The organism is Levilactobacillus suantsaii (assembly GCF_004115745.1).
GTDB classification, from domain to species: Bacteria; Bacillota; Bacilli; order Lactobacillales; family Lactobacillaceae; genus Levilactobacillus; species Levilactobacillus suantsaii.
The window spans coordinates 65,733-91,789 of record NZ_QXIL01000002.1 but is presented as its reverse complement, the minus strand read 5'-3'; the positions used below and the strand labels follow the sequence as shown (position 1 = coordinate 91,789).

At 50.8% G+C, this 26,057-nt stretch carries 22 protein-coding genes and 2 other annotated features; of the genes, 16 read left to right on the top strand and 6 right to left on the bottom strand.

All coding sequences use genetic code 11. The annotated features are described in order from the left end of the window. The first annotated feature begins 10 nt into the window (after nt 1–10). The gene (locus DXH47_RS01395) at nt 11–1,588 is read left to right on the top strand and encodes a glycerophosphodiester phosphodiesterase (protein WP_129031302.1); all 1,578 of its coding nucleotides are present in this window, start codon (nt 11–13) and stop codon (nt 1,586–1,588) included. A 325-nt stretch (nt 1,589–1,913) separates the two neighbouring features. Continuing rightward, on the top strand, nt 1,914–2,771 hold the full coding sequence (locus DXH47_RS01390; RefSeq protein ID WP_129031301.1) for a helix-turn-helix transcriptional regulator: 858 nt from the start codon (nt 1,914–1,916) through the stop codon (nt 2,769–2,771). A 540-nt stretch (nt 2,772–3,311) separates the two neighbouring features. Here DXH47_RS01390 and DXH47_RS01385 read toward each other — a convergent pair. The 4 genes from DXH47_RS01385 to DXH47_RS01370 all read right to left on the bottom strand — a co-directional run bounded on the left by DXH47_RS01385 (nt 3,312) and on the right by DXH47_RS01370 (nt 6,316). Further along, nucleotides 3,312–3,794, bottom strand: coding sequence for a universal stress protein (locus DXH47_RS01385; protein ID WP_129031300.1), 483 nt, complete (start codon nt 3,792–3,794; stop codon nt 3,312–3,314). A 97-nt stretch (nt 3,795–3,891) separates the two neighbouring features. Further along, nucleotides 3,892–4,182: a hypothetical protein gene (locus DXH47_RS01380; RefSeq protein WP_129031299.1), complete on the bottom strand. Its 291-nt coding sequence runs from the start codon at nt 4,180–4,182 to the stop codon at nt 3,892–3,894. Between the two features lie 353 nt (nt 4,183–4,535). After that, a complete protein-coding gene (locus DXH47_RS01375; protein WP_129031298.1) occupies nt 4,536–5,819 on the bottom strand; it encodes a replication-associated recombination protein A in 1,284 nt (427 codons plus the stop codon). A 29-nt stretch (nt 5,820–5,848) separates the two neighbouring features. After that, complete coding sequence (locus tag DXH47_RS01370; protein ID WP_129031297.1) at nt 5,849–6,316, bottom strand: YueI family protein; 468 nt, start codon at nt 6,314–6,316, stop codon at nt 5,849–5,851. Between the two features lie 75 nt (nt 6,317–6,391). Here DXH47_RS01370 and DXH47_RS01365 point away from each other — a divergent pair, with 75 nt between their 5' ends. Further along, nucleotides 6,392–6,988, top strand: coding sequence for a DUF1054 family protein (locus tag DXH47_RS01365; RefSeq protein WP_129031296.1), 597 nt, complete (start codon nt 6,392–6,394; stop codon nt 6,986–6,988). Between the two features lie 289 nt (nt 6,989–7,277). Here DXH47_RS01365 and rpsD read toward each other — a convergent pair whose 3' ends face one another. Then, nucleotides 7,278–7,883 (bottom strand): 30S ribosomal protein S4, encoded by a 606-nt coding sequence (gene rpsD / locus DXH47_RS01360; protein ID WP_129031295.1) that lies wholly within the window; start codon nt 7,881–7,883, stop codon nt 7,278–7,280. Nucleotides 7,884–8,079: 196 nt separating this feature from the next. Further along, nucleotides 8,080–8,550, bottom strand: coding sequence for a GAF domain-containing protein (locus DXH47_RS01355; RefSeq protein ID WP_129031294.1), 471 nt, complete (start codon nt 8,548–8,550; stop codon nt 8,080–8,082). A 180-nt stretch (nt 8,551–8,730) separates the two neighbouring features. Here DXH47_RS01355 and ezrA point away from each other — a divergent pair, with 180 nt between their 5' ends. The 13 genes from ezrA to minD all read left to right on the top strand — a co-directional run bounded on the left by ezrA (nt 8,731) and on the right by minD (nt 25,730). Beyond that, nucleotides 8,731–10,470 carry a septation ring formation regulator EzrA gene (ezrA, locus tag DXH47_RS01350; RefSeq protein WP_225423475.1) on the top strand — a complete coding sequence of 580 codons (1,740 nt, stop codon included), beginning with the start codon at nt 8,731–8,733 and terminating at the stop codon, nt 10,468–10,470. A gap of 156 nt (nt 10,471–10,626) precedes the next feature. Then, a complete protein-coding gene (locus tag DXH47_RS01345) occupies nt 10,627–11,772 on the top strand; it encodes a cysteine desulfurase family protein (protein ID WP_129031292.1) in 1,146 nt (381 codons plus the stop codon). A gap of 19 nt (nt 11,773–11,791) precedes the next feature. After that, nucleotides 11,792–13,009, top strand: coding sequence for a tRNA uracil 4-sulfurtransferase ThiI (gene thiI / locus DXH47_RS01340; RefSeq protein WP_129031291.1), 1,218 nt, complete (start codon nt 11,792–11,794; stop codon nt 13,007–13,009). A gap of 636 nt (nt 13,010–13,645) precedes the next feature. Beyond that, the gene (locus DXH47_RS01335; RefSeq protein ID WP_129031290.1) at nt 13,646–15,283 is read left to right on the top strand and encodes a peptide ABC transporter substrate-binding protein; all 1,638 of its coding nucleotides are present in this window, start codon (nt 13,646–13,648) and stop codon (nt 15,281–15,283) included. Between the two features lie 13 nt (nt 15,284–15,296). Next, nucleotides 15,297–16,424, top strand: a complete 1,128-nt coding sequence (locus DXH47_RS01330; protein ID WP_170954920.1) for an amidohydrolase — start codon at nt 15,297–15,299, stop codon at nt 16,422–16,424. A gap of 108 nt (nt 16,425–16,532) precedes the next feature. Then, entirely contained in the window at nt 16,533–17,042 is a 510-nt protein-coding gene (locus tag DXH47_RS01325) for a thiol peroxidase (RefSeq protein WP_129031288.1), read from the top strand. A gap of 24 nt (nt 17,043–17,066) precedes the next feature. Beyond that, nucleotides 17,067–17,281, top strand: a binding site (T-box leader). Nucleotides 17,282–17,343: 62 nt separating this feature from the next. After that, on the top strand, nt 17,344–20,010 hold the full coding sequence (locus tag DXH47_RS01320) for a valine--tRNA ligase (protein WP_129031287.1): 2,667 nt from the start codon (nt 17,344–17,346) through the stop codon (nt 20,008–20,010). A 203-nt stretch (nt 20,011–20,213) separates the two neighbouring features. Continuing rightward, nucleotides 20,214–21,557, top strand: a complete 1,344-nt coding sequence (locus DXH47_RS01315; RefSeq protein ID WP_129031286.1) for a bifunctional folylpolyglutamate synthase/dihydrofolate synthase — start codon at nt 20,214–20,216, stop codon at nt 21,555–21,557. 199 nt (nt 21,558–21,756) lie between these two features. Further along, a complete protein-coding gene (locus DXH47_RS01310) occupies nt 21,757–22,761 on the top strand; it encodes a rod shape-determining protein (protein WP_129031285.1) in 1,005 nt (334 codons plus the stop codon). 87 nt (nt 22,762–22,848) lie between these two features. Continuing rightward, entirely contained in the window at nt 22,849–23,700 is an 852-nt protein-coding gene (gene mreC, locus DXH47_RS01305) for a rod shape-determining protein MreC (RefSeq protein WP_129031284.1), read from the top strand. Nucleotides 23,701–23,712: 12 nt separating this feature from the next. Continuing rightward, on the top strand, nt 23,713–24,234 hold the full coding sequence (gene mreD / locus DXH47_RS01300) for a rod shape-determining protein MreD (RefSeq protein WP_129031283.1): 522 nt from the start codon (nt 23,713–23,715) through the stop codon (nt 24,232–24,234). A 19-nt stretch (nt 24,235–24,253) separates the two neighbouring features. Continuing rightward, nucleotides 24,254–24,922 carry a septum site-determining protein MinC gene (locus DXH47_RS01295; protein ID WP_129031282.1) on the top strand — a complete coding sequence of 223 codons (669 nt, stop codon included), beginning with the start codon at nt 24,254–24,256 and terminating at the stop codon, nt 24,920–24,922. 1 nt (nt 24,923) lies between these two features. After that, the gene (minD, locus tag DXH47_RS01290) at nt 24,924–25,730 is read left to right on the top strand and encodes a septum site-determining protein MinD (protein ID WP_129031281.1); all 807 of its coding nucleotides are present in this window, start codon (nt 24,924–24,926) and stop codon (nt 25,728–25,730) included. A 69-nt stretch (nt 25,731–25,799) separates the two neighbouring features. Further along, nucleotides 25,800–26,027: a binding site (T-box leader), on the top strand. Nucleotides 26,028–26,057 lie beyond the last annotated feature (30 nt).

Genomic DNA, 26,057 nt, shown 5'->3' with positions numbered 1-26,057 from the left:
AGTCTTTAGGGTGATACGATGGCGAGAACTAAAAGCGGTTTGGCGCGTGGGGATGCTGACGCCGCGGTTAACATGGGGCTGGGCCGGCCTTATTTTGGAACTGGGCTTATTGCGATGGTGCGGTCAGTTTCCCGGCTGGGCTGTTGGCCAGGTGGCCTTAGTAGTCCTCTTATTGGCTAATGTGGTTTGGCAATTCCGCCAAGTTGCCCAAAGCTATCGTGCCACGCCGTTCTTTCAGCGCGGTTGGCGCGTGGGACTGGCCTGGTCGGGCCTGTTGGTCAGTCTAGTAGGACTCGCTTTACCCTGGGGCTTGTGGGGTTTAGGCAGCCGCTTCTTAGTTCGTCTCAAATTACCTGCTGCGTGGGTCAACGACATCAGCCTGTACCGTCACCCGTTATTGGGGGCCGTTGCCGTCGTCTACCTGGTCTTAGTGGCGTACAGCCTGATTTGGGGACCGCAGCATTGGCGGTTGACGACTGTTATTGGCACGCCCCGACAGATGCTTCAAGGACTGGGCTGGTTAGCTGGTCTGATGCTAAGTTGGGGGATGATGAGCGGGGCCTTAGTGGTTGGTAACTGGGCCGTTGATCAGTGGCTATCGCCGAGTGGTGCGACGGCGTTTGCGTTGGGGTCTTTAAGCCTCATCTTAGCGGGATATACCATGGCGAGTCTCTTAGGCACGGTCACCCTTATTTGGTGTTGGTGTGGTCAGCCTGCGGTGGCAGTACCGCGGATGCAACGCTCACGGTGGTCACTGGGTGGTCTGGTGTTAGTTTGGGTCGTGATCAGTGGGGCGGTCATCGTGCAGGCTTGGCAGATGCCCCGTTTTTTAGCGACCACGGTCATCAGTCACCGGGGATTGGATGCTGGTGTGGGGGTTCAAAATACGTTAGGCGCGTTGCGTCACACCAAGCGGCTCCACCCCCAATACGTGGAAATGGATCTGCACGAGACCCGGGACCATCGCTGGGTCGTCCTCCATGATGAAAATTTAAAGACCCTCGCGCATCGTAACGTGACGCCGCACCAGTTGACCCAAGCTCAACTTAGCGGGCTGACATTGCGAGAAAATGGCCAACGTGGGCGTCTAGTGAGTTGGCCAAAATATTTGAAGACGGCTGAACGGCTTCACCAGCCGCTATTGGTCGAGCTCAAGACCACCCCAACGGATTCGCGGGGGATGGTGCGGCGGTTCGCTCACTTGTACGGGGCACGCTTACGACGAGACCATTCGGCCGTGCATTCGCTAGATTACCGAGTGGTGGCGCAATTACGCCGGGTTGCGCCCCGGTTGCGGGTGGGGTTCATCACGCCCTTTAATTGGGTGGATCCAGCCTCGGTCCCAGCAGATTTTTATTCGTTTCAGCAACGTTCGCTCAGTGATCAGTTCATCTTGGCAGCCCATCGGCAGGGCGCCGCAACGTATTTGTGGACGCCGGACGCCACGACAGCGATGAGTCGGGCGTGGGCCTTAGGGGTCGATGGCCAGATTACGGACCAAGCCGGGCGCTTACAACGGGTAGTGGCCCAACGCCCTAATCGGGTGTTCTGGGCGATTGTGGCCAACTTTACCTTAAGCTATATTTGAATTATCAAGTAATTGACTAAATGGATAAAATACGAACATTAATAAAATATTCGGTAAACGATAGTTGTGTGAATCGGGCGGTTAACAAAAAAATGATAAAATGGTATAGACAGATTAAAGTTCATTAATAAAGCGGTAAATTGCTTGTGTTTCCTCATAAATCACTTATTATAAGAATTAATGATAAAGAGATTGGGGATCGTTGATGGGAATATCGGTGACGGGGTATGAAAAAGGTTACCGAATATATTAATCGATTTTTAAAGAAAGGTTCGTCTTTATCATCAATGCTGAGGATTAGAACTGACTTAAGAGGAGATATGAGATGCGCTTACTAGGGGACAAGCTCAAACAATACCGCAAGCAAAAGAATTTATCGCAGCAGGAATTGGCTGAAGGCATCTGCACGCAGGCCACGGTTAGTCTGATGGAGAAAAAGAATAAGGTACCAAGTATCAAAATCATTTTGGAAATTTGTCGTCGACTGAATATTTCGTTTGAAGATGTCTTGACCGGAATGGGGAACGGATTAGACGAGCAATTCAGCCGTTTATCGCGGGCCTTGCGCTTCGGCGACTTTCATGGCGCCGACCGGATTCTGGTCCAAATCGATTTGGCGAGCATCCAGAATTCCTTTGACCGGGAACGCTACCACTATTTCCGGGGTTTCGTGGAGATCTTCTCGCGGCAACGGACGGACGAAGCGATTTTCCACTTCAACTTATTGTTACACCGGTCTTACCGGATGCCATGGGACCTGTACGCTATCGTCAGCAACTTAGGGATGGCCTTAGCCTACGTTGACCGTAAGGAGTACGACCAGGTTCACTATTACTTACGCGAAGCCATGGCTTACTTAGATGGTTACGAGTGGCATGAGGAAGGGGAGTTCAAACGCTTGATTTGGGCCCGTTACCGGATTGCACAATTATACACACAATTGGAACAACCCCAACTGGTCAACGAAAACGTGGATGCCGCTTTGCGGTTGGTAAAGCAAGAAGATTCCTTATACTTAATCGATGTTTTGTACGAATTGAAGGGGCAAGCGGAACAAGCCTTGTTGGCAACGGCTGCGGCTAAGCAGAGTCTGGAGATTGCTAAGACGCTGGCTGTGGTGACCCACAACGAAGCCCTACAGCAGCGTTTAGGTCGGACCACGGGGTCCATTTTAACCGATTAGAGCGGTAGTTGAATCAACCTCAATAAGTAAGGGGTGAAACTATCGATTTATGGGGCTTATGGTGGCTACTCTTCGTGTTCTCGATGTGGTTTGGAACAGAACACTTAGATAATTTCTATCGAACCCATCTAAATATAGTCAATAATATTTGGTTGAATATGGTCGTAGTGGGGGTGTACTCGATCATCATCTATTTTACACTGGGGCGTCGGTTAGTTTTGATCGTTATGCTCTGTGTTGCCAACCTCCTAGTAGACGTTGGGCTTCTTAGGCGGAACTAGGACAGTCCGCTTAAACGGTGTGATAGTAATTTACAAATTTTGAAACAAGACGTTAAAGTGCACCGCCTTTAAATGGAAAAACCATTTGAAGGTGGTGCACTTTTTAAGTTATTCAGGGCATGGTCATGACCATGGCAAATCCAAGATGATACAAAAAAAGACCGTGAAAAATCAGCCACTAACGAGTGACGGAAGACCGTTAGTAACAAAAAAAGAGCCCGGGAAGACTCCCGGACTCGGATAATGGCTTGGTTAAGAATTACTCTTGGTTGGCAATGGTGGTTTTGGCCGGCTTGTTGTTCAAGTCGGTCCGGACCACAATCACATCGCAAATAGCGGTTCGAGTCACGTATTCGGTTACGGATCCAATTAAGAGCCGTTCCACCGCGTTTAACCCGGTGGCCCCAATCATGATCAAATCGGTATCGTTGTCGCGCGGCACGTCGCGGGCAATGATGGTCTTAGGCGCTCCGTATTCGATGGCGTAGTCCACTTTTTCGAGGCCTTCCGCCTTGGCATCTGAGATGTACTTATCGAGCGTCTTCTTTGCCGTCTCGGTCACTTGTTCCACCATACTGGTATCGAAGCTCGAGATGTTTTGGAAAGCGCGGGTATCGACAACGTGAACGAGATGTAAATCAGCATCGTTACGCTTAGCCACGGCCACGGCTTTTTTGAAGGCTAATTCCGCCTCGTAGGAGCCATCAACTGGGACTAAAATGTGCTTGTATTGTTGTAACATATATGTTCACCTCTCATTACTTGATACTTTCATGATACGTTATTTGCGTTGAAATAAAAAGTAAAATGGCAAAAAAAGCGGCAAAATTTGTAACCGGTTACTCACCTTTAGGGAACCAATGGACCAAAATCAATTGTAAGCTGATGATGGCAATGACCCCCACCAGCAAGATGATCGAGATGAAAACGAAGTTGTTCATGATGGTAGCTACGGCAGCGATGAGACCGATAATCATGAGGATGATGCCCCCCCAACTGAGGACGTGACTTAAGGCTGGGGTACTTTCGGGATGAAAGACTAAAAAGGCTCGGCGCCGGTGACTGTAAAAGTACCAGCCGATACCAAAAGATAATAGGGTGTAGCAAATCATAAGTATGGTGATTAACACAACACATTTCCTCCTTGACACCGCATGGGTGCGACTGAGCACTAGTTTACTAGGACGCCGACGAAACCGCAAGCGGGAGTTAAGCCCAAAAGAAAAGGACCACTCAAAGGAATGGTCCTCAAAGCACGGGGCTTTGATGTTCTAAGTGGTGCCGTTAATTGTCCAGTCATGTTGACCCGCGATGACAATGCAGGGGGGAAAGCGAGATAACGATTCTGACTACCAAGTGAAAAGGCCTGTCATAGGCGTTATCATTGGCGATCCCTTATAAGAATTACTTGTTCGGCAACTTGTAGTAAGACAACACGTACACCTTAGAATCACTTGTATCTTAGCATATAAATATTTAAATATCAACGCTCAGGCTTGTTCGCTTGCCGCAGGCGCCGGTACTGTTCACCCAGCTTTTGTTCGAAGCGCCCGTTGGCCTTAGGGTGGTAGTATTGTGCGTGCCGTAAGGTGTCCGGGAGGTATTGTTGCGCGACCCAATCATTGGGGAAATCGTGGGGAAACTGATAGTTAGTCCCGTGACCCAACTGCTTGGCGCCGGCATAGTGGGCATCCTTCAAGTGATCGGGGACGACGCCACTGTGACCGTTGCTGACATCGTCTAAGGCGGCGTCGATGGCGCTGATCCCTGAGTTGGATTTTGGCGACAGGCAGAGGTCGATGACTGCATCGGCTAAGGGAATCCGGCCTTCAGGAAGACCCAACTGTTGGGCAGCGTGGACGGCTTGAACGGTCCGTGCCGCTGCTGGAAGGTTGGCCATCCCCACGTCTTCGTAAGCAATGACCATGAGTCGTCGACAAATCGACGGCAGGTCACCGGCGGCCACCAGTTGGGCCAGGTAATGCAACGCCGCGTCGGTATCGCTACCCCGAATCGACTTTTGAAACGCGGAGATGACGTCATAATGGGCGTCGCCATGCTTGTCACCGACCAAGGCCTTACGTTGGAAACATTCTTCGGCGATAGCTAAAGTCACGTGGATTCGGTCGTCATCGGCAGTTGGTGGCGTGGACTGGGCGGCTAGCTCCAGGCCATTCAAGGCGCTCCGTAAATCACCGTTGGTCGCATCCGCCATGAAGTCCAGGGCGTCAGCTGCTACATCTAAGGGGAGTTTGCCCAGACCCCGGTCGTTATCGTGTAATGCCCGTGTTAAGGCGGTCACGATATCAGCGTGGGTCAGGGGATGCACCTCAAAGATCTGGGTTCGGCTCCGAATGGCCGGGTTGATGTTTAAGTAGGGGTTCTCGGTGGTTGCCCCGATTAGGATGATGCGCCCGCTTTCAAGGTGGGGCAACAGGAAGTCCTGTTTAGTTTTATCGAGCCGGTGGATTTCGTCGAGCAGTAAGATCACGGTGCCACTCATCTTGGCTTCTTCGGCGACGACTTGGAGATCCTTTTTAGAATCGGTCGCGGCGTTCAGCTTGTGAAAAGCGTACTTGGTCGAGCCGGCAATCGCACTGGCAATGCTCGTTTTTCCGGTACCGGGTGGGCCGTATAAGATCATGGACGACAGGAGCTTAGCGCTGACCATCCGGGCAATGATCTTGCCGGGGCCAACTAAATCCTGTTGGCCCACGACGTCTTCGAGGCGTTGGGGCCGCATCCGGTAGGCTAAAGGTTGTGCCAAAATTTAAAAACTCCTTTATGAACTGGACGTTAATGGTCAAGCAAGCGGCCCAACCAGCTAGTTTTCTTAGATGTGTCGTCCGCATCGTTTGCTTGTGTGGTCGTGTCGTCAGGGTACTTCTTGGTCAAATCGATTGGCGACTGATTAATAGCCGTATCACTAGCTACGATAAGGCCATAGTCACTGTCATTGATGCCATAAATGGTATCTTGACGAATCGTGAACTGGACGTTGTGCTGACTCGCCACTTTGAGGTAGGGGCCCAAGTCGCTTTGGTCGATGTGACCGTTTAAAATAACCTGGTAATCCGGGTGTGCGGTAATCTCGGTAATGAAAGCTGATAAGTTTTGATGATCCACGACTTCCGCAATGGTCATCGCAAGTGAGACCCGTTCCCGGAAAGTTCCGAGATAACGCCGCTGTTCGTCAGGTTTAACCTTAGGCGTGCCATACATGGCTGCATCCATATGTTGTTCCATCGAACTCTTATCCGACATGTTAATCCCTCTTTTCAACGTAGTGGCATTAGTATAACATGTAATCACGAGCAAGCAGTACTAGGAGGTGCTGGGATGTACCTGAACAGTGACTTTGACATTTTCAACGACACCACGTTGGCGGGACGATTGGAGAAAATCAAGACCCAAATCGACCCGAAATTCATGGCGACCGTGACGGCCGTGCAACCGCAGTTGGCAACGATTGGCGGACCGGTGTACGCTCATGTTGCCCAACACCGCCGTCGTAGTAAGAACCCACCACCGGATACCTGGGTCGCGTGGAGCACGTCCAAACGGGGATACAAAATGTTACCGCACTTAGAACTGGGTCTGTGGGACGACCGGTTGTTCATCTGGCTGGTCGTTCTCCAAGAAGTTCGCCAGCGGCAGGCCACGGTAGCTCGGGTTTCGACTGAGTTGTTGACCGCGTTGCCCGCTAATTTTGAGTGGGCCATAGATCATACGGATAAGACGGATCACCAGCCGTTGACCTTGACCGGTGCGCAACAACTGATGACGGCACAACGCCACCCCCACGCCGAGTGGCTGGTGGGGCGGACGTTTCCTCGGGGGTCGGCTTTCTTTACCGGTCACGCAGCGCGCCAACTCCAAACGATTCAGGCCACGTTGGCGGCGTTAATCCCGTTGTACCGGGCACTTTTGGGGTAAACTTGGCTAGCTGACGCAGTTGACGAAGTCCTAAATAGAAATTTTGCGTTTGGGCCTCATTAGTGCCGCTAAGCTGCTAAACTAAGTCATAGGAACCCCGCCAATGTACCGGGGAACCTAATACGCCGAATCAAGATTATCAGGAGCTCCCATGTGGTGGAATACATGGGAGTTTTTTTGTGGGGATAATTTCACGCAAAAAAACATCCCCGCCAATCAGCGGAGATGTCTTTTTAGCGTACCCAACAGGGTCGCCAGCCGTTAAAGTGAGGACTAAACCTCGCGTTAATTAACGGTTGTAGTATTCAACGATTAAGGAGTCATCGAGTTCAGCATCGAGTTCTTCACGTTGTGGGAACCGAGTTAATGAACCTTCCAACTTGTCAGCGTTGAAGTCAACGTATTGTGGGCGACCCACAACGGCTTCAACGGCACCCTTGATAACGGCTAAGTCCTTGGACTTTTCGCGAACGCTGACCACTTGGCCAACTTCAACTTCGTATGAAGGAATGTCCACACGCTTGCCATCAACAGTGATGTGACCATGGTTAACCAATTGACGAGCTTGACGACGAGTCGTTGCCAAACCTAAACGGTAAACCACGTTGTCTAAACGACGTTCGAGTAAGATCATGAAGTTAGTCCCGTGGGTTCCTTCCTTGATCTTACCAGCGCGCTTGAACAGGTTGTAGAATTGACGTTCCGTCAAGCCGTAGGTGAACCGTAACTTTTGCTTTTCGCGTAATTGCGTTCCGTATTCGGAAAGCTTTTGACGACGGCCTTGACCGTGGTCACCAGGGGCGTAAGGACGCCGTGCTAATTCTTTACCAGTGCCGGAAAGGGAAACCCCTAAACGACGAGAAATCCGCCAACTTGGGCCAGTATAACGTGACATAAATTGAGTCCTCCAATAAATTTATTTGGAGTAAAATAAGGCCATTTATAGGCTTAGTATTCGTGCAGATCATTTTGCAAGTTTCACCCTATGCAGCCGCAGGTTACTCCTTGAGCTTTCAAACGCAATGATCTGTTGACGAGCTTACCGCCCATTGCTGCATTATTTTACACGACGATCAGTATAACCGGAAACCTTAGGCTTTGTCAACATGCGTGAGTAAAACCCGGGCGAATTCTTCTAAGACGTGTTGGTCGTCGACTGAGAAACGGTCGATCGATGGGGAATAGATGTCCATAACACCGAGCTTGGTGCCGTCGGCTAAAGTCAATGGCACTACGATTTCGGCGTTGCTGGCCGAGTCACAAGCGATGTGGCCAGCAAATTGGTGGACGTCAGCGATTCGTTGTGTCGTTTGGGTGCTCAGAGCGGTCCCGCAAACGCCACGATTGTTTTCGATGTGCACGCAGGCGACGTTACCCTGGAAAGGGCCGAGGATTAAATCATCAGTTTGGGGTTGGTAGAGGTAAAAGCCAGCCCAGTTGATGTCTGCAACGGTTTGCTTTAAAAGGGCTGAAGCGTTGGCCAAGTTGGCCGTGAGGTTCGTTTCACCGTGGAGCAAAGCGTCGAGTTGTGCGGTGATTAAAGTGTTGATTGGTTCCGTCATGCAAAAACCTCCAGTAGTTAAAGTTCAAAATAGATAGGTAGAAAATCCTAATAGGATAGCAAAATCTAGTGAAGCGTTGGGGACTTATGCTATAATTGGGATTAGATTAAATTGTAAATTAGACCGAGCGTTTTTACAACTCGTTGAGCGTTTAAATGTGGATGAAGGATGGGGTCAATCATGGTAACTGTTGTGCTCGTAGGAATCGTTATACTCGCGATTATCGTCTATGTAGGCATTCTCGCTTATCAGCAACGGATTCGTCGGCAAGTCACGGCCTTGGCGGATAAAAAAGCATCACTCGTCGCTATTCCGCTTGCCGACGAGGTTAAACTTGTGAGTCAACTCAGTTTGACGGGGCAATCGTTGACCCAGTTTGAGGAACTCCAAAACGACTATGCGGACATTACCCAGGACCGCTTCAAGCGGATTGACGCCCAGTTAGCGCAGCTCAAGAATGATTCACGTGGGCTGAACTTGATTCAGTTACGCCGCGATTTGGCCAAGGATACGTTGCTGGTCAGTCAAACGGACGAGTTGGTGCAAACCGTTCAGACCAAATTAGCTGCCTTACAGGAAGTCGATAAACAACATCGACAGGCCGTGCGGGATTTGGAACAGAAATACCAGGATCTCCGCAAGACGCTTTTGGCCAAGAATTTTGCCTTTGGCCCGAGTATCGACGGCTTGGAAGAGCGGTTGGGTCAATTGGAAGATAACTTCGATACCTTCACCCAGTTGACCCAAACTGGGGACCACGAACGGGCCTCGGATGTATTGGGCCAATTAAAGGCCGATACGGCATCACTGGAAGATTTGATCAAAGCCATCCCACCACTATATAAAGATTTAACAGCCGTTTATCCTGATCAAATCAGTGAGTTGAAGAGCGGTTACGAACAACTGTCAAACGAGGCTTATCACTTTGGGGATGCGGATATTCCCGGATTAATCCAAAAGGTAGCTGACCAGGTCAACGGTAATTTAGCTGCCTTAGCGGATCTGCGGCCAGACGACGCAAAGGTGATCAACCAGCGCATCGCCGACCAGATCGACCATTTGTATGATTTGATGCAAACAGAAATCGACGCGAAAAAGCCGGTCGATGAGAACTTGGATAACGTGGCGCGATTCATTGCCCACGCCCAGAACCAAAATCAAAGCCTAATGGCCGAGTTGGACCGCTTGAAACAAAACTACACGTTGGACCACCAAGAGTTGGAAACGGCCCGGGAACTTAGCGAACAGTTGCGCAACATCGATGGTATCTACCAGCGGGATGTGCAGAACTTGACTGGTCAAGCGGCAACCTATTCCATTGTGTTGGCTCATCAACAACAGCAAGAAAAAGATTTAAAGCAAATTGAAGAACAGCAGGCGAAAGTTTTAAAGAGTGTGGCTGGATTAGCTGACGAAGAACGACAGGCGCGGGAAACATTACGACAATTTGATTTTAAACTACATAGTTTACGGCGGCAGGTCGAAAATCTAAACTTGCCGGGCGTCCCGCAGAATTACCTGGATTACTTCTTCGTGGTCCGTAATGAGGTCGAACAGTTGGCGACCGACATGGACCAGCCACAAATCGACATGGAACAGATCACCAAACAGCTGCTGATTATCCAGACCGACCTCGATAGTTTAAGTGAACGGACAGACGATTTACTCGACAGTGCCGAATTGTCAGAGGAACTGATGCAGTACGCAAACCGTTACCAGGCTAGTCATGAAGATTTGGCTAAAGCCAGTCAAGAGGCTAAAAAATTATTTGACGAGGACCATGAGTATGCAAAAGCGTTGGAAACGATCGCTACGGAGCTGGATAAGGTGGAACCAGGATCGTATAAACGCCTGGAAGATGCCTATTATCAGCGTAAAGGTCGTGAAAAACCGAAACATGATGATGAGTCGCAAAAGTAAGGTTCTAGCGTCACTTTTTCCGGCGTAAGCCGGCAAAAAGGGCGCTTTTTGCTTGCAGAAATGCGGGTAAGGCTTGTGGGATTTTCAGAATGTGTTTATAATGAGTGAGAATTTCTATCGGAGTCGAACCAATAGAAAAAGATAAGAGGGTTCAGCATGATTTATTTTGATAATAGTGCGACGACCAAAGCCGCACCGGAAGCTGTCGATACCTACGCCAAGGTTAGTGCCAACTACTGGGGCAATCCCTCTAGCTTGCATAACTTTGGGGAACAGGCCTTCAACCTCCTCGAACAATCGCGTCAACAAATTGCCGACCTGGTCGGAGCTAAGCTGAGTGAAATCTTATTCACCAGTGGTGGTACCGAGGGTGACAACTGGGCCATCAAAGGGACCGCGATGGCCAAACGCGAATTTGGCAATCATTTGATTACGACGGCAGTCGAGCACCCTGCAGTGCATAATTCAATGGAACAGCTCAAGCAGCTGGGCTTTGAAGTCACGTACCTGCCGGTCGATGAGAATGGACGCGTCTCCGCGGATGATTTGCGGGCTGCCATCCGGCCGACTACGATTCTGGTGTCGACCATGGCGGTCAACAACGAAATTGGGGCGGTTCAACCGTTGGCTGAAATTGCAGACGTCATGCGTGATTTTCCCAAGATTCACTGGCACATCGATGCTGTTCAAGGCATTGGCAAGGGCCTGGGCAAGTTGATTTTCAACGACCGGGTCGATTTCGTGACCTTCTCCGGGCATAAGTTCCACGCGCCTAGAGGAATTGGGTTCATGTACAAGCGCCAAGGGCGGAAGATTGCACCGTTAATGGCCGGTGGTGGTCAGGAATGGAACTTGCGGTCCGGAACAGAAAATCTGCCGGCCATTGCCGCGATGGCGAAGGCCTTGCGGATGTTGCTGACGGACGAGGCCCAAAAGGTCGAGCGGCAACGCGCCATTCGCTTGGCAATTCTGCACCATATCGAACAGTTTGCCCACGTGACGATTTTCTCGAAGGACTTACCGGTCTTTGCGCCCCATATTCTGTGCTTTGCGATTGCTGGAGTCCGGGGGGAAACCATCGTCCACGCGTTTGAGGAACACCAGATTTACATTTCGACGACGAGTGCTTGCTCGTCGAAGAAGCACGTCGAATCGAGTACGTTGCAAGCCATGGCCGTGGATGACGACATTGCGACCAGCGCTGTACGGATCTCGTTAGACGGACACAACACCATGGAAGAGGCCAAACAATTCAACCAGGTCTTCGACCAACTTTATCAACAATTTGCGAAATTACGCTAATCACGAAAGGGGTCGCGCAATGGAATATAGCGAAATCATGGTCCGCTACGGTGAATTGTCGACGAAGGGCAAGAACAAAAAAGACTTCATCAAGCAATTGGGTCACAACGTGCGTAAAGCACTCAGTGAGTTCGATGGCTTGGAAGTTCGTGCCCAACACGATCGATTACACGTGACCTTGAACGGGGCTGATTCGACGGCGGTCATGGACCGGCTGAAGGGGGAGTTCGGCATCGAAAACTTCTCGCCGTCCGTGAAGGTCGACAAAGATATCGACGCCATCAAGGCTACCGTTTTAGCGTTAGCGCAGGCGGACTTTAAACCGGGGATGACCTTTAAAATCAACACCCGGCGCCAAGATAAGTCGTTTGAATATGACACCTATCAACTAAACGATATTTTAGGGAGTCACGTTCTTGAAAATGTACCCGGCATCCAAGTCAAGATGAAACATCCTGATTTGGAGATTCGCGTGGAAGCACGGATGAACGGGGTCTACATCTCGGGACAGACCATTCCAGGAGCCGGTGGGTTACCAGTCGGCACCGGTGGCAAGGCCGTCATGATGTTATCCGGCGGCATCGATTCACCGGTTGCGTCCTACTATGGGATGCGCCGGGGCGTCAAGCTGGACATGGTCCACTTCTACAGTCCGCCGTACACGTCTGAACAGGCGTTGGCTAAGGCCAAGGAATTGACCGCTAAGTTGGCCAAGTACTCCGGGGGCATCCAATTCATTCAGGTGCCGTTCGCTAAGATTCAAGAAACCGTCAAAGAATCCGTGCCGGAAGGGTATCTGATGACCATTCAGCGGCGGATGATGTTGCGGTTGGCCGTGGCAGTCGCACACATGCGGCACGCCAAGGGGATCTTTAACGGGGAGTCGCTGGGCCAAGTGGCTTCACAGACTCTGGAAAGTATGGAAGCCATCAACGACGTCACGACGATGCCGATTTTACGACCGTTGTTGTCGATGGATAAAACGGAGATCATCAAGGTGGCTAAGAATATCGACACCTATGACCTGTCGATCCTGCCATACGAGGACTGCTGTACGATTTTCACGCCACCGGCACCGAAGACGCGGCCGGACTTGGAGAAGTCCCGGAAGTACGAAAAGCATCTCGACGTGGAAGGTTTGATGAAAGAAGCGCTCGACGGTATCACCATTACAGAGATTCGCCCGGGAGACAACTTCTTGAACCAAAATGAAGACGTCTTTGCGGAATTACTGTAAGTTATCTAAATTAAGCATGAGGCTACGACTTTGGTCGTGGCTTTTTTTTGTGGTCGCTAGACGAGTTATGAGAAAACAGTGAAAAATGGGTTTGTCGGTCATGGGGCCTGATAACTGCTATTAGTGACTACCTAGACAGCTAAACTTTTCTCTTGACAAATCCGGTAAAACCCCTAAAATGAATTTAAATTAAAAATGCTATGAGTAGTCAAAGTAAATTCTAATTTAAGAGATCGTCCGCAAGGCTGAAAGGGCGAACCTGAATTGAAACACAGCTACTAGCAGTCCACCTGAACGGGTCACGCTAATTAGGAGGGGCCGGCGCTCGCCGTTAATCGAGCCAAGTTTACTTAAACTTACTGAGGTAACGGTTGTGAAGCCGTTATAAATCAGAGGTGGAACCACGATATCGGTCGTCCTCGCAAAGAATTTTCTTTGCGGGGATTTTTTTATACAGAAAGGAAGCTGATCGAAATGTTTCAATTGATGATGCGTCATTCAACGAATACGGTAACGGAGCTGCAGCGACATCATCGGCATATGAGCCAGCGGCAATTTGTTTAGGTGTGGCGCCTGATTGGGCGTTGCTCAATCGCGTGATGCTCGGGATAGCTCGGGTGTTGAGGAGGACTTCATATGCAAAAATTATTGAAACGTTTCACCAGTTTTACAGTTATTATCGGCAGTGGTTTAGCGTTAGCGGGTTGTGGTCAAGCGGCCGATGCCAGTCCGCAACAGACGGCGACCATCATGGAACCGGTCGACATCTCGTCGTTAGATTCGACCATGATTACGGACATTGGGGCCCAAGAAACGGTCAACAACGCTCAAGAGGGCCTGTACCGGATGAAGGACAGCACCACGGTCGAACCCGGCTTGGCAACAACCTTGGTCAAGCCGACGAATGACCAGACCGTCTACACTTTCAAACTCCGGCGGAACCTGAAATGGAGTAACGGCGATCCGTTGACCGCTAAAGATTTCGTCTTTGCTTGGCAACGGGCGGTGACGCCGAAGACCAAAGCGGCCAATGCCTACCAATTTTTACCGATTAAAAATGCCAAGGCAATTGAAGCGGGGAAAATGGCAGCGACGAAACTCGGGGTGACGGCCGTAAACGCCACGACGCTGAAAGTTCAATTGACGCAACCAACGCCGTATTTCAAATACTTAGTTGCGTCGGTGCCTTTCTTACCGCTAAACGAAAAGGTCGTGACCAAGTACGGTCAAGCTTACGGGACTTCCGCCAAGAAGACGGTCTATGACGGACCGTTTACCGTACAAAATTGGACGGCGGCTTCGTCGAGTTGGACGCTCAAGAAAAATCCTAATTACTGGGATCACAAGAACGTCAAGCTGACGACCGTGAAGTTTCAGGTGGCTAAGTCACCGCAGACCGCGTTGGCGTTATATCAATCTAAGAAGTTAGACAACATCACATTATCCGGACAACAGGCCGCTCAAGAAAAATCTCAACCAGGCTACTTGAGTTACCCAAGTGGTGAGACCGACTACTTAGCGTATAACTTTGCCCACAAGGCGATGCGTAACCGTAACATTCGCCGGGCAATCTCGTTAGCCATCGACCGGAAGACCTTGACGGCTAACGTGTTGAAAAATGGCGCCAAGGTGCCTTACGGGATGGCACCGGAAGATATCGCGAAGAATCCACAAACGGGCAAGGACTTCGCTTTAGATTCCACCGTTAAGTCCGCCGTTGCCTATGATCCGCAATTGGCTAAGAAGTATTGGGCCAAGGGGATGCGTCAATTAGGACTGAAAAAATTGAATTTGACGCTGGTCTGCTACGACGTGGACACCTTCAAAAATACCGCCGAGTATGTCCAGGCCAATACGGAAAAATACTTAAAGGGCCTCAGTCTCAAGGTCAACGTGCAGCCCAAGGTCCAAGCCATCACGACCATGCAGAAAAAACAAGGCTATGACCTCGGCTTTAGTAATTGGATTACCTCTTATCCGGAATTGACCGAGTTCTTCCAGCTACTCAACACTGATAATTACAATAACGCGGGAAACTATTCCAATGCCAAATTTGACCAGGCTTACACCCGAGCGAACGGGGTGGACGCCGATAACGCCCAAAAACGGTACGCCGATTTCAAACAAGCTAACCAGATTGCGATGCGTGACCAGGCTGTGGCGGTCCTGAATCAAGGACAAGTCACCCGCTTGAATAGCCCGCAACTCAAAGGCGTCACCTACGCGGCGGCGCAAGGCATCACGTTGAAGACGGCTTATAAGACCAGTAAGTAATGGGGGAATGATTATGGACACACAAACGATTACGGTAGATGCACAACAGTTACAAACCGATTTTGATGAACTTGCCAGCCGAGCCGAAACGGCCTTCAATGAAGTTCAAACGACGGCTTATTTGGCGCAGCGTTTAGACGAATTGGGTGTGGCGTATCAGAAGTTTGCGCACATGACGGGCTTGGTGGCCACGTTAAATCCCGGCCACCGGTTCGTGATGGGGATGCGGGCTGACATCGACGCTTTAAAACAGGTCTATCAAGGCCGACCACAAGTCCTTCATTCTTGTGGGCACAACGCGCACATGGCCATTGTTTTAGCGGTTGCGGCCTACTTTAAGACCCACGAAGCAGAACTACCAGGAACGTTGAAACTTATTTTCCAGCCGGCTGAAGAGACTGTGACTGGCGCCGAAAAGGTGATTCAAAGTGGTTTAGTACCGCCGCTAGACGTGTTATATGGGTTGCACGTCTGCCCCCAAAGTGAACTCGCGTTAGGTCAGGCCGAAGCCTTGCTCCCAGATATTGCCACGCGGACCTACTGGGTGACCATCACGGGGCGAACGGCCCACGCTGGACGACCCTGGTTAGGAGCCAACGTGATTGATGCTTTCAGTACCTTGAATGAACGGTTCAAGCAATTGAAGTTGGCCACGACCACGCCCTACTCGATCACTACGACCATGTTTCAGGCCGGCGAGTCGTCGAACATTGTGCCCGACAGGGGAACCTTCGCCGTTGACTTGCGGGCCCGGACCAACGAGTCGATGGATCAGTTGCAGGACCAGGCGTTTACGGCCATGCGGGCGGTAGCCGTTGACGGGATCGACATCCAAGTAGACGAAAACGACTTATCGCCCGCAGCAATCCCCAGCAAGCCGGCCGTAGCGGCGATGAGCCAAGCCGTTACCACCGTGTTGGGAACGGCTGGATTGGTGGCACCAGTGCCCACGCAGGGCGGTGATGATTTTCACTTTTACGCTTACGATGGCTTGGCTAAAGAGAGTACGATGTTGGGGTTAGGCTGTGACCTGACACCCGGCCTGCACGTGCCGGGGATGACCTTCGACCACCAGGCGTTAGTCACCGGTGCACAGATTATGATCGAAGCCATCAAGTTGAGTGGGAAGATGCCAGGCTAGTTCCCCCGAACTTATCCGGCAAATTACTTGTTTTTTAGGGGGCGACTGCGCCATAATTAACCTAATAGCTAGTTTTTTGACCTGGCTAAATATTAAGGAGTGATCTGTGTGGATGTCACAAGACTCGGTAAGAAGATGGCCTTAGCGGGCGAGCTCCCTGAAGTGGGAACCCAATTACCTAAATTCAAGCTGTTTGATCAACAGAATAATAAGGTGAAGACGGCAAATCTGATTGGGCAAGTGAGCTTGATCAGCGTCGTTCCGGATCTGGATACCCCGGTCTGCACGTTGCAGACGCGTAAATTTACGCAACAGGCGGACCACTATCCGGCAGCCAAGTTTTACACGGTATCGAATAATTCCGTGGCCGAACAAACGGGTTGGTGTGCAGCTGAAGGGGTCACCAACGTAGACTTATTGTCAGACGAGGGGTTGTCCTTCGGGTATGAGACTGGGTTGTATATCCCAAACGCCGGCAATCTAGCCCGTTCTATCTGGATTATTGATGCCACGGGGAAAATCACTTATCGACAGGTTGTGACGGAACAGTCCGAAGAACCCAACTACTTAGCGGCTCTGGCGGCTTTGGAAAAGTTAGTGCCACGTGTTGACGCTTAGCTTAAAATTGGGTAAACTACAGAGTAAATAGCTGTGAGCAAGCGAGTAAGTCGTTACGGTCGAGACAGAGAGTCACGAGAGCTGGAAAGTGGCCGACCGTGGCGGGTGAAAGTAACTTGTGAGCTGATCGACTGAAATTAAACGTAAGTCGGTACCGGAGCACACTCCGTTAACAACGAAGATAAGTGGGGTAGCAATTACCCAATTTAGGTGGTACCGCGAATGACTTCGTCCTAATTTTGAATTAGGACGAAGTTTTTTTGTACCATTGTGACCGGTAAAGAGAAAGGAAATGAGAGGTATGGCAGATAAAACAGTAGACATGCCCACGAAGTATGATCCGACCGCCGTGGAAGCGGGCCGGTACCAGACTTGGTTGGACGAAGACGTCTTCAAACCCAGTGGGGACCCACAAGCAAAACCGTATTCAATCGTGTTACCCCCACCGAACGTCACCGGGAAACTACATTTAGGACACGCTTGGGACACCACGTTACAAGACATGTTGATCCGGCAAAAACGGATGCAAGGGTACGATACGCTCTGGTTACCGGGGATGGACCATGCCGGTATCGCGACGCAAGCCAAGGTGGAAGCTAAGCTCCGCGAGCAGGGCATTTCCCGGTACAACTTAGGTCGCGAAGCCTTCATTAAAAAGGTCTGGGAATGGAAAGACGAATACGCGGACACGATTCACCAGCAATGGGCCAAGATGGGCTTATCATTAGACTATTCACGTGAACGGTTTACTTTGGACGACGGGCTATCGGATGCTGTTAAGCGGGTCTTCGTCTCACTGTACAAGCAGGGCTTGATCTATCGGGGCGAATACATCATCAACTGGGATCCGCAAGCCCGGACGGCGTTGTCCGACATCGAAGTGATTCACAAGGACGACAAGGGTGCCTTTTACCACGTTAAGTACCCGTTCGTGGATCCTAACCAAACCTTTAACGGTAACCACTACATTGAGATTGCGACCACGCGGCCTGAAACCATGATGGGAGACACCGCCGTGGCCGTCAACCCGAGTGATGAGCGCTACAAGGAACTGGTGGGGACCAAGGTTGTTTTGCCGTTAGCTGACCGCGAGATTCCGATCATTGCGGACCAATACGTCGACCCCGACTTCGGGACCGGGATGGTGAAGATTACGCCGGCCCACGACCCGAATGACTTCCAGGTTGGGAATCGCCATAATTTGGAACGGATCAACACCATGAACGAAGACGCCACCATGAACGAGAAGGCCGGTAAGTACAACGGCATGGACCGCTTTGAAGCGCGTAAGGCCATGGTCGCGGATTTGGATGAACAAGGTTTACTGTTGCAGGTCAAACCAATCGTTCATTCCGTCGGTCATTCCGAACGGACCGGGGTCCAAGTCGAAGCCCGCTTATCCACCCAATGGTTCGTGAAGATGCAACCACTGGCGCAAAAAGCGTTGAAGAACCAACAGAGTGATGGGGCCGTGGACTTCGTGCCGAAACGGTTCGAACACACCTTCACACAGTGGATGGAAAATGCCCATGATTGGGTCATCTCTCGGCAACTTTGGTGGGGGCACCAGATTCCAGCTTGGTACCACAAGCAGACCGGTGAAATCTACGTGGGCGAAACGGCCCCGAAAGATCCGGAAAATTGGGATCGCGATCCCGACGTCTTGGACACCTGGTTCTCCAGTGCCTTGTGGCCGTTCTCAACGTTGGGGTGGCCGGATGAAGACAGTGCTGATTTCAAGCGCTACTTCCCAACCAATACGTTAGTGACCGGTTACGACATCATCTTCTTCTGGGTTTCCCGGATGATTTTCCAAAGTCTTGAATTTACTGGCGAACGGCCGTTTAAACACGTGCTGTTACACGGGTTGATTCGTGACGAAGAGGGTCGCAAGATGAGCAAATCCCTGGGGAATGGGATTGACCCGATGGACGTTATCGACAAGTACGGGGCCGATGCTTTGCGCTGGTTCCTCTCAACGGGGTTGACGGCGGGGCAAGACGTCCGGTTCAGCTACAAGAAGATGGACGCGGCTTGGAACTTTATCAATAAGATTTGGAACGCCAGTCGGTTCGTCATCATGAACTTGGGTGACCAGACCAAGCCTGTCGTTCCCGCGGCAGAGAAGTGGGATTTGACCGACAAGTGGATCTTGAGCCGCTTAAATGCCACGGTCAAGCACGTTACGACCATGTTCGACAAGTTCGATTTCGGTGAAGCCGGACGAGCCTTGTACAACTTCATCTGGAACGACTTTTGTGACTGGTACATCGAAATGAGTAAGCAAGTCTTGACGGGTGACGACGAGGCGGCCAAGGCAGATAAGCAGGACTTATTAGCCTACGTCTTGGACCAAACGTTACGGCTCTTGCAACCGATTATGCCGTTCGTCACGGAAGCCATCTGGCAAGCGATGCCCCATGACGGCCAATCGTTAGTCACGGCGGCTTATCCAGTCGACCATCCAGAATTCGACAACGCCACAGCTGAAAGCGACATGACCAGTCTGATTGACTTGATCAAAGCGGTCCGGAACATTCGAGCTGAGGCCAATGCACCAATGTCCACGCCAATCGACTTACAGATCAAGACCGACGATACTAAACTCCAGACCGTCTTTGAGACCAACCGCGAGTATATCGACCGGTTCGTACACCCGAAGAACTTGGAAATCGGCGCAGATCTAGTCGCACCGAAGTTAGCCATGACGGCGGTCATCACTTCAGCCGAAATCTCGGTACCGTTAGCTGAACTGGTAGACTTAAACGATGAAGCCGCGCGATTGACTAAGGAAGCGGCTAAGTATACTGCCGAAGTAGAGCGGGCGACGAAGAAGTTAGGCAACGACCGCTTCGTGGCCAACGCTCCTGAAGACGTGGTTAACGCCGAACGGGAAAAGCAGACGGACAACCAAAAGAAGTTGGCCGCAACGCAGGACCGCTTAGCGGAAATCAAAGCCCAACTTTAAGCCATTAAGGGGCCTTTAAGGTTCCCAATTGGTCGGGCGATAGTAGCTGGTCAGCGCTGTCGCGCGGTTGAGCGCCATTTAAATGAATGATGAGTTAAAGCGTGTGCCGACAAAACTGCCGGCACACGCTTTTTGGACCTAACGGTTTGGGTCAAAATTTGGTACAGTAAGAGACAGAGAATTTAGCGGGAGAGTGGTATTTTTTGATCACAACGTATACCGAAGCATTGAATTTTATTCATGGCCGCGACCAATTTAAAAAGGCACCGACCTTGGACCGGATGCGGCATTTTATGGCGTTGCTGGGCAATCCGCAAGATAAGTTAACCATGATTCACGTAGCGGGGACCAACGGGAAAGGGTCGACAGTGGCGTTTTTGCGGGACCTTTTAATGGCGGATGGGCAAACGGTCGGGACTTTTACGTCGCCTTTTATCACCCGGTTCAACGAGCGCATCAGTACGGACGGCCAGCCTATCGGCGACGATGAGTTGATCCAGTTGGTCAACCGGGTCCCACCGGTAGTCGCCCAACTGGATGCCGAACTCGACACTAAGGGCCCGACCGAATTTGAAATCGACACGGCACTGATGTTTTGTTACTTTGCCGCTCATCCGGTCGACGTGGTGGTGGTCGAAGTGGGCTTAGGCGGCCTCTACGATTCCACCAACATCATCACCCCGGCAATCTCGGTGATTACGACCATTGGGCTGGACCACATGCGGATTCTAGGGGACACGATTCCCGAAATCGCCCACCAAAAGGCCGGTATCATCAAGGCGCAGGTACCAGTAGTTTGTGGCCGGCTGTCACCGGACGCTTTGGCCGTGATGGACCAGACGGCACAAACTAAGCAGACACAGGTCGTAGCGTTGGGCCGTGACTTCGACGTCACTAATCAGCCAGAAGACCAGTGGGGCGAACGGTTCACGTATCAGTATCAAGCCTTCCAGTATCAGCGCCTGCAGATTGATCTACTGGGGCAGTACCAGATCGATAATGCCGCTACAGCGTTGACCGCCTTTATCCAGTTTCAGCAGTTGCAACACGGTCAGGTCGTTGCGGCGACGATTCGGCGGGGGTTAGCCCATACGGCTTGGCCGGGGCGGTTCGAACGGTTAACGACTCAACCATTGATTGCAATTGACGGCGCGCATAACGAACCGGCGATGGTTGAGTTGGCCCAGCTCTTACACCGCCACTTTGCGACCAACGAGGTGTACATCATCCTCGCCGTTTTAGCCGATAAACAGTACACTAAGATGGTGCACACGCTACTGACACTTCCCAACGTCCATTTGATTGTGACCCAGTTCAACGGACCGGCCAACCGGGTAGTGGCAACACCGAGTGAACTAGAAGACGTGGTGACAACACATGACCGTATCAGTATGGCTAAGGACTGGCCAACCGCATTGCAGCAAGCGTTACGGCAGATGTCGGCTGAAGACCTGTTGTTGTTAACGGGATCGTTATATTTTATCTCGGAGGTTCGGCATTATTTCAAAGACGATGACCCTGCTGATGCCAATTCTAAGGGCCGTTAAGCCCCGTATACCGGGAATTGGGCGTGGAAGTCTTAAAATCTAATTAAAATCATCGGTAAGTGTTCCTTTCTCCCTAAAAGTTCGGTATTCTTATCGGTGACGACGTGTTTTCACGCAGATAGGTATGTTATAATACGTCTATCAATGACTAAGACAAAAAACATAAATAATTTTGTTGACAATGAAGGGATGAAACACAGTGTTCGGATTAGGAACGAAAAATATTGGAATCGATTTGGGTACCGCCAATACGATTGTCTACGTTGACGGTAAGGGAATCGTTCTACGCGAACCTTCCGTTGTCGCCAAGAACACAAAGACGGGGGAAATTGTGTCCGTTGGTGAAGATGCACGGGCAATGATTGGTCGGACGCCGGCTAGCATTGTGGCCATTCGGCCCATGAAAGATGGGGTCATTGCGGATTACGATACCACGGTCGCCATGATGAAATACTTCATCGAAAAAACAGTAGGGCGCTCCAGTGGGAAGCCATACGTGATGGTCTGCGTTCCAAGTGGTGTGACTGAAGTTGAAAAGCGGGCCGTCATCGATGCGACCCGGGTTGCGGGTGCACGTGACGCATACGTGATTGAAGAACCATTCGCTGCCGCGATTGGTGCGGGTCTCCCCGTGATGGACCCGACCGGGAGCATGGTGGTCGATATGGGTGGTGGAACCACCGACGTGGCCACGATTTCATTGGGCGGCATCGTGTCCAGCCGCTCGATTCGGGTTGCTGGTGACAAATTGGATGACGCGATTGCGACGTACGTCCGGACGAACTTCAATCTCTTGATTGGGGAACGGACGGCTGAAAAGTTAAAGATGGATATTGGGTCAGCTTCCGTTGAGGATGCAGCCAAAATCGAGGGGGCCACGATTCGGGGCCGGGACCTCGTGACGGGCTTGCCTAAGGGTGTCGAAGTTTCGGCGACCGATGTGGCGAAGGCCATCCAAGAACCCGTTCAAAGCGTGATTACGGCTATCCGCGAGACCTTGGAAGAAACGTCGCCCGAAATTGCGGCTGACGTGATCGACCACGGAATCGTCTTGACGGGTGGCGGTGCACTGCTGAAAAACTTATCAGAAGTGATTGCGGAAGCAACTAAGGTTCCCGTCTCCATCGCCAATGATCCGTTGGATTGCGTGGCTTCCGGTACCGGTGAGTCCTTAAAGAGTATCGATGTCATGAAGAAAAAATAGGGACTAGCGGGAAGGCGGCTTCCCGCTTCTTTATTGTTACCAGCTAACACCTCGCCGTTAGCCGGATAAACAAGATGGAGGTCAAACATGCAAAAATTTTCTTTCAATCGCCGGCTGGTCATTGTGATCGTCTGCGTGATTGTTGCTTTTGCCTTGATGACGGTATCTGTAGCGGTTCGTAACAAGAAAGCCACCCCGCCACTCGTGCAACAGTTTGGTAATGATATTGTTGGTTTAGCTGACCGGGTAGTCGCCTTACCAGCGAACGGTCTACGTGGTTCTGTGAGTGCTGTGTCGGAGCTTTTGAACACCTATCAGGAAAACCAACAGCTCAAAAAACAGGTGAGTGAGCTGGCCCAGACGAAGGTCCGCGACCAAACTCTGGCTAAAGAAAACAAACAGTTGAAGAAGCAGATTAAGCTGAATGATTCGTTGACTGATTACTCCGCCATTTCGGCGGCGGTCATCACGCGGACGCCTTCATCTTGGCAGAACCAAGTCATCATCAACAAGGGATCTTCGGCGGGTGTTGTTAAAAACATGCCCGTTATGTCTGGTTCTGGCTTAGTGGGGCGAATCTCCGAAGTGAATAAGACCAATTCCAAGGTGGAACTGATCACGGACAATAATGATTCGGCTAACCGGTTCGCGGTATCCATTACCACCAAGTCGGGCAAGACCGTCAACGGAGTCTTGAGTGGTTATAACGCGGATACCGGCGAAATCACCATGAACAACTTGACTACCAAAGCCAAGATTAGTAAGGGTGATAAAGTTGTGACCAGTGGTTTAGGCGGCGTTACGCCAAAGGGCTTATACGTAGGTAAGGTTGCCAAAGCTAGTGGTGACGATTACGGGTTATCGACGAAGTTACACATTACGCCAGCCACGGATTTGAGTGAATTGAACATCGTGACGGTTGCCGTAACGAAACAGTAGGGGGGATCGAACGTGTATCGATTATCTAAATTACGGTTCGGGTTTCCCATTGGGTTAATCCTCATGTTGTTTCTGGACGGGTCGATTAGCCAAATCTTTGGCGCACAACTCTTTCAGCCTACGGCGACCATGGTCAGTCACCTGGTCGTCTTGTGGTTGATTTGTGCAGTTTTGTTTGAGGACCGTTACGAGATTCCGATTGCTCGTTGGGGGGCAATCGCCGGTGCGGTATTTGACCTCTACTACACAGGAATTTTTGGGGTTTACGTCTTTATCTTTCCCCTGGTGGTCTATTTGACTCGCCAGGTCATGGGTTACATTAGTCCCAACTTTTTAAGCGGCTTGTTGATTTACTTTATTGACATTACGGTCATTGAAGCGCTGAGCTATCTGGCAAGTCGGATGGTACATTTGACCAGTATGGCCGGCAGTGCTTTCTTAGTAAACACGTTAGGCCCGACGTTGGCTCTAAATCTCGCCCTGTTTGTTGTTTTATATTTCCCCATTCGTTGGGTGTATAATTGGTTAAAATAGGTTGAAGGGAACGAACGCTATGCAAGCTGCCGTATTACGTGGAACACAAAACGGTTATGACTTGGTCATTAAACAGTCTGCAGGTCTGGACCAAGTGATGATTGATTTGAAAACATTGTTGGAGAATTTAAGGGTGGACCCCAAAGCCGATGCGGGCAAAATCTCGTTAGACGTCCTCACGGAGGACCGGATTCTAACGGCCGAAGAAAAGCAACGGATCGAGCATTTGGTGAGCCAATACCCGCGTTTTGAGATTCACAAAATGACGGCCAACGTCATGACTATCGCGGATGCCCTACAACTCAAGGAACGCGACAACGTTCACTTATTGAGTAAGGTCATTCGTAACGGTCAAGACGTGGAAATGCAAGGCGACGTTCTTTTTTTGGGGACCATCCATGAGGGTGGGAAACTCTGCACTACGGGGAATATTTTCTCGATGGGCAACGTGAACGGTATTTTACAAGCGGGTTATCCCGAGGATGAAACCAAGTTGATCATGGGGAACCTGCAGACGGCACAACAAGTGCGCATCGCGGAGCAATTCGACATCGTGGAAGCAAACGAATTAGCGGCTTCCAACCAGACGATTGCGTACGTCAATGACTTACACGTGCTGTCTTACGGGCAATTAGATCAACTGAAAAAGATTAACCCGAAGCTCTATAACCAGATCGGAGGAATTTAGAATGGGTAAAGCAATTGTGATCACCTCTGGTAAGGGCGGCGTTGGTAAGACTACGACCAGTGCCAATATTGGAACCGCCCTGGCCTTGATGGGCAAGCGGGTCTGCTTGATGGATTTAGATATTGGATTACGGAATTTAGACGTCGTGTTGGGGCTAGATAACCGGATTATCTACGACATCGTGGATGTGGCCGAGGGTCGCGCCAAGTTACCGCAGGCGTTGGTCAAAGACAAACGGTTCGACGACAAGCTATACCTGTTGCCAGCCGCCCAAAACACGGACAAAACGGCGTTAAAACCAGAACAGGTCAAAGCCATCGTCGATGAGCTGAAACCGGAATACGACTATGTCTTAATCGACTGCCCAGCGGGAATCGAACAAGGTTTCATGAACGCCGTGGCGGGGGCCGATGCGGCCATCGTCGTGACGACGCCGGAAATCTCTGCCGTGCGTGATGCGGACCGAGTTGTGGGCCTGTTGGAGCAGCACCCATTGACGGAAGCCCCGCGATTATTGATCAACCGGATTCGCCGTAATATGATGCAGGACGGTACCATGATGGATATCGATGAGATTACGCACCATCTGGGGATTGAACTATTAGGTATCATTTTTGACGATGATGCGGTCATTACCACCTCGAATCAAGGGGAACCCATCGTGATGAACACGGATAACCCCGCTTCGCAAGGTTACCGCAACGTCGCCCGGCGAATGGAAGGCGAGACTGTACCGTTGATGAAAATCGAGGATCAGGGTCAACCTGGCTTCTGGCACCGCGTCAGCAGTTGGTTCCACCGTGGCTAAATTCCCGGATACCTTTTTTCAATATGGGGTTGACGGTTGCGCCAAAAAATCGTAGTATGTTGTCAATGAAGTAAAACATTGAGCAGAAGAGTAGCTGGCTGTGCGGACATTAGAAAGCCCGGATGATGGAAAAGGGTGTCGACAGTTACGCGAAGCACATCTGTGAGTTGGTCGTCTGAATTTGAGTAGGATGATTCGGGTTAGCCCGTTATCGCTGGAGTTGCTTGCAACTCACTGAGGTTAAACCAGTGATGGTTTAACGAACAGGGGTGGAACCACGATGTGATCGTCCTCTTAGGCCTACGGGTCTGAGGGGACGTTTTTTAA

What these genes read in the sequence shown, in the direction of transcription:
- DXH47_RS01335 (WP_129031290.1), top strand. Translation starts at nt 13,646, where the DNA reads ATGCAAAAATTATTGAAACGTTTCACCAGTTTTACAGTTATTATCGGC.
- DXH47_RS01355 (WP_129031294.1), bottom strand. Translation starts at nt 8,550, where the DNA reads ATGACGGAACCAATCAACACTTTAATCACCGCACAACTCGACGCTTTG.
- minD (WP_129031281.1), top strand. Translation starts at nt 24,924, where the DNA reads ATGGGTAAAGCAATTGTGATCACCTCTGGTAAGGGCGGCGTTGGTAAG.
- mreC (WP_129031284.1), top strand. Translation starts at nt 22,849, where the DNA reads ATGCAAAAATTTTCTTTCAATCGCCGGCTGGTCATTGTGATCGTCTGC.
- DXH47_RS01320 (WP_129031287.1), top strand. Translation starts at nt 17,344, where the DNA reads ATGGCAGATAAAACAGTAGACATGCCCACGAAGTATGATCCGACCGCC.
- DXH47_RS01345 (WP_129031292.1), top strand. Translation starts at nt 10,627, where the DNA reads ATGATTTATTTTGATAATAGTGCGACGACCAAAGCCGCACCGGAAGCT.
- DXH47_RS01385 (WP_129031300.1), bottom strand. Translation starts at nt 3,794, where the DNA reads ATGTTACAACAATACAAGCACATTTTAGTCCCAGTTGATGGCTCCTAC.
- rpsD (WP_129031295.1), bottom strand. Translation starts at nt 7,883, where the DNA reads ATGTCACGTTATACTGGCCCAAGTTGGCGGATTTCTCGTCGTTTAGGG.
- DXH47_RS01370 (WP_129031297.1), bottom strand. Translation starts at nt 6,316, where the DNA reads ATGTCGGATAAGAGTTCGATGGAACAACATATGGATGCAGCCATGTAT.
- ezrA (WP_225423475.1), top strand. Translation starts at nt 8,731, where the DNA reads ATGGTAACTGTTGTGCTCGTAGGAATCGTTATACTCGCGATTATCGTC.
- DXH47_RS01365 (WP_129031296.1), top strand. Translation starts at nt 6,392, where the DNA reads ATGTACCTGAACAGTGACTTTGACATTTTCAACGACACCACGTTGGCG.
- thiI (WP_129031291.1), top strand. Translation starts at nt 11,792, where the DNA reads ATGGAATATAGCGAAATCATGGTCCGCTACGGTGAATTGTCGACGAAG.
- DXH47_RS01295 (WP_129031282.1), top strand. Translation starts at nt 24,254, where the DNA reads ATGCAAGCTGCCGTATTACGTGGAACACAAAACGGTTATGACTTGGTC.
- DXH47_RS01390 (WP_129031301.1), top strand. Translation starts at nt 1,914, where the DNA reads ATGCGCTTACTAGGGGACAAGCTCAAACAATACCGCAAGCAAAAGAAT.
- DXH47_RS01330 (WP_170954920.1), top strand. Translation starts at nt 15,297, where the DNA reads ATGGACACACAAACGATTACGGTAGATGCACAACAGTTACAAACCGAT.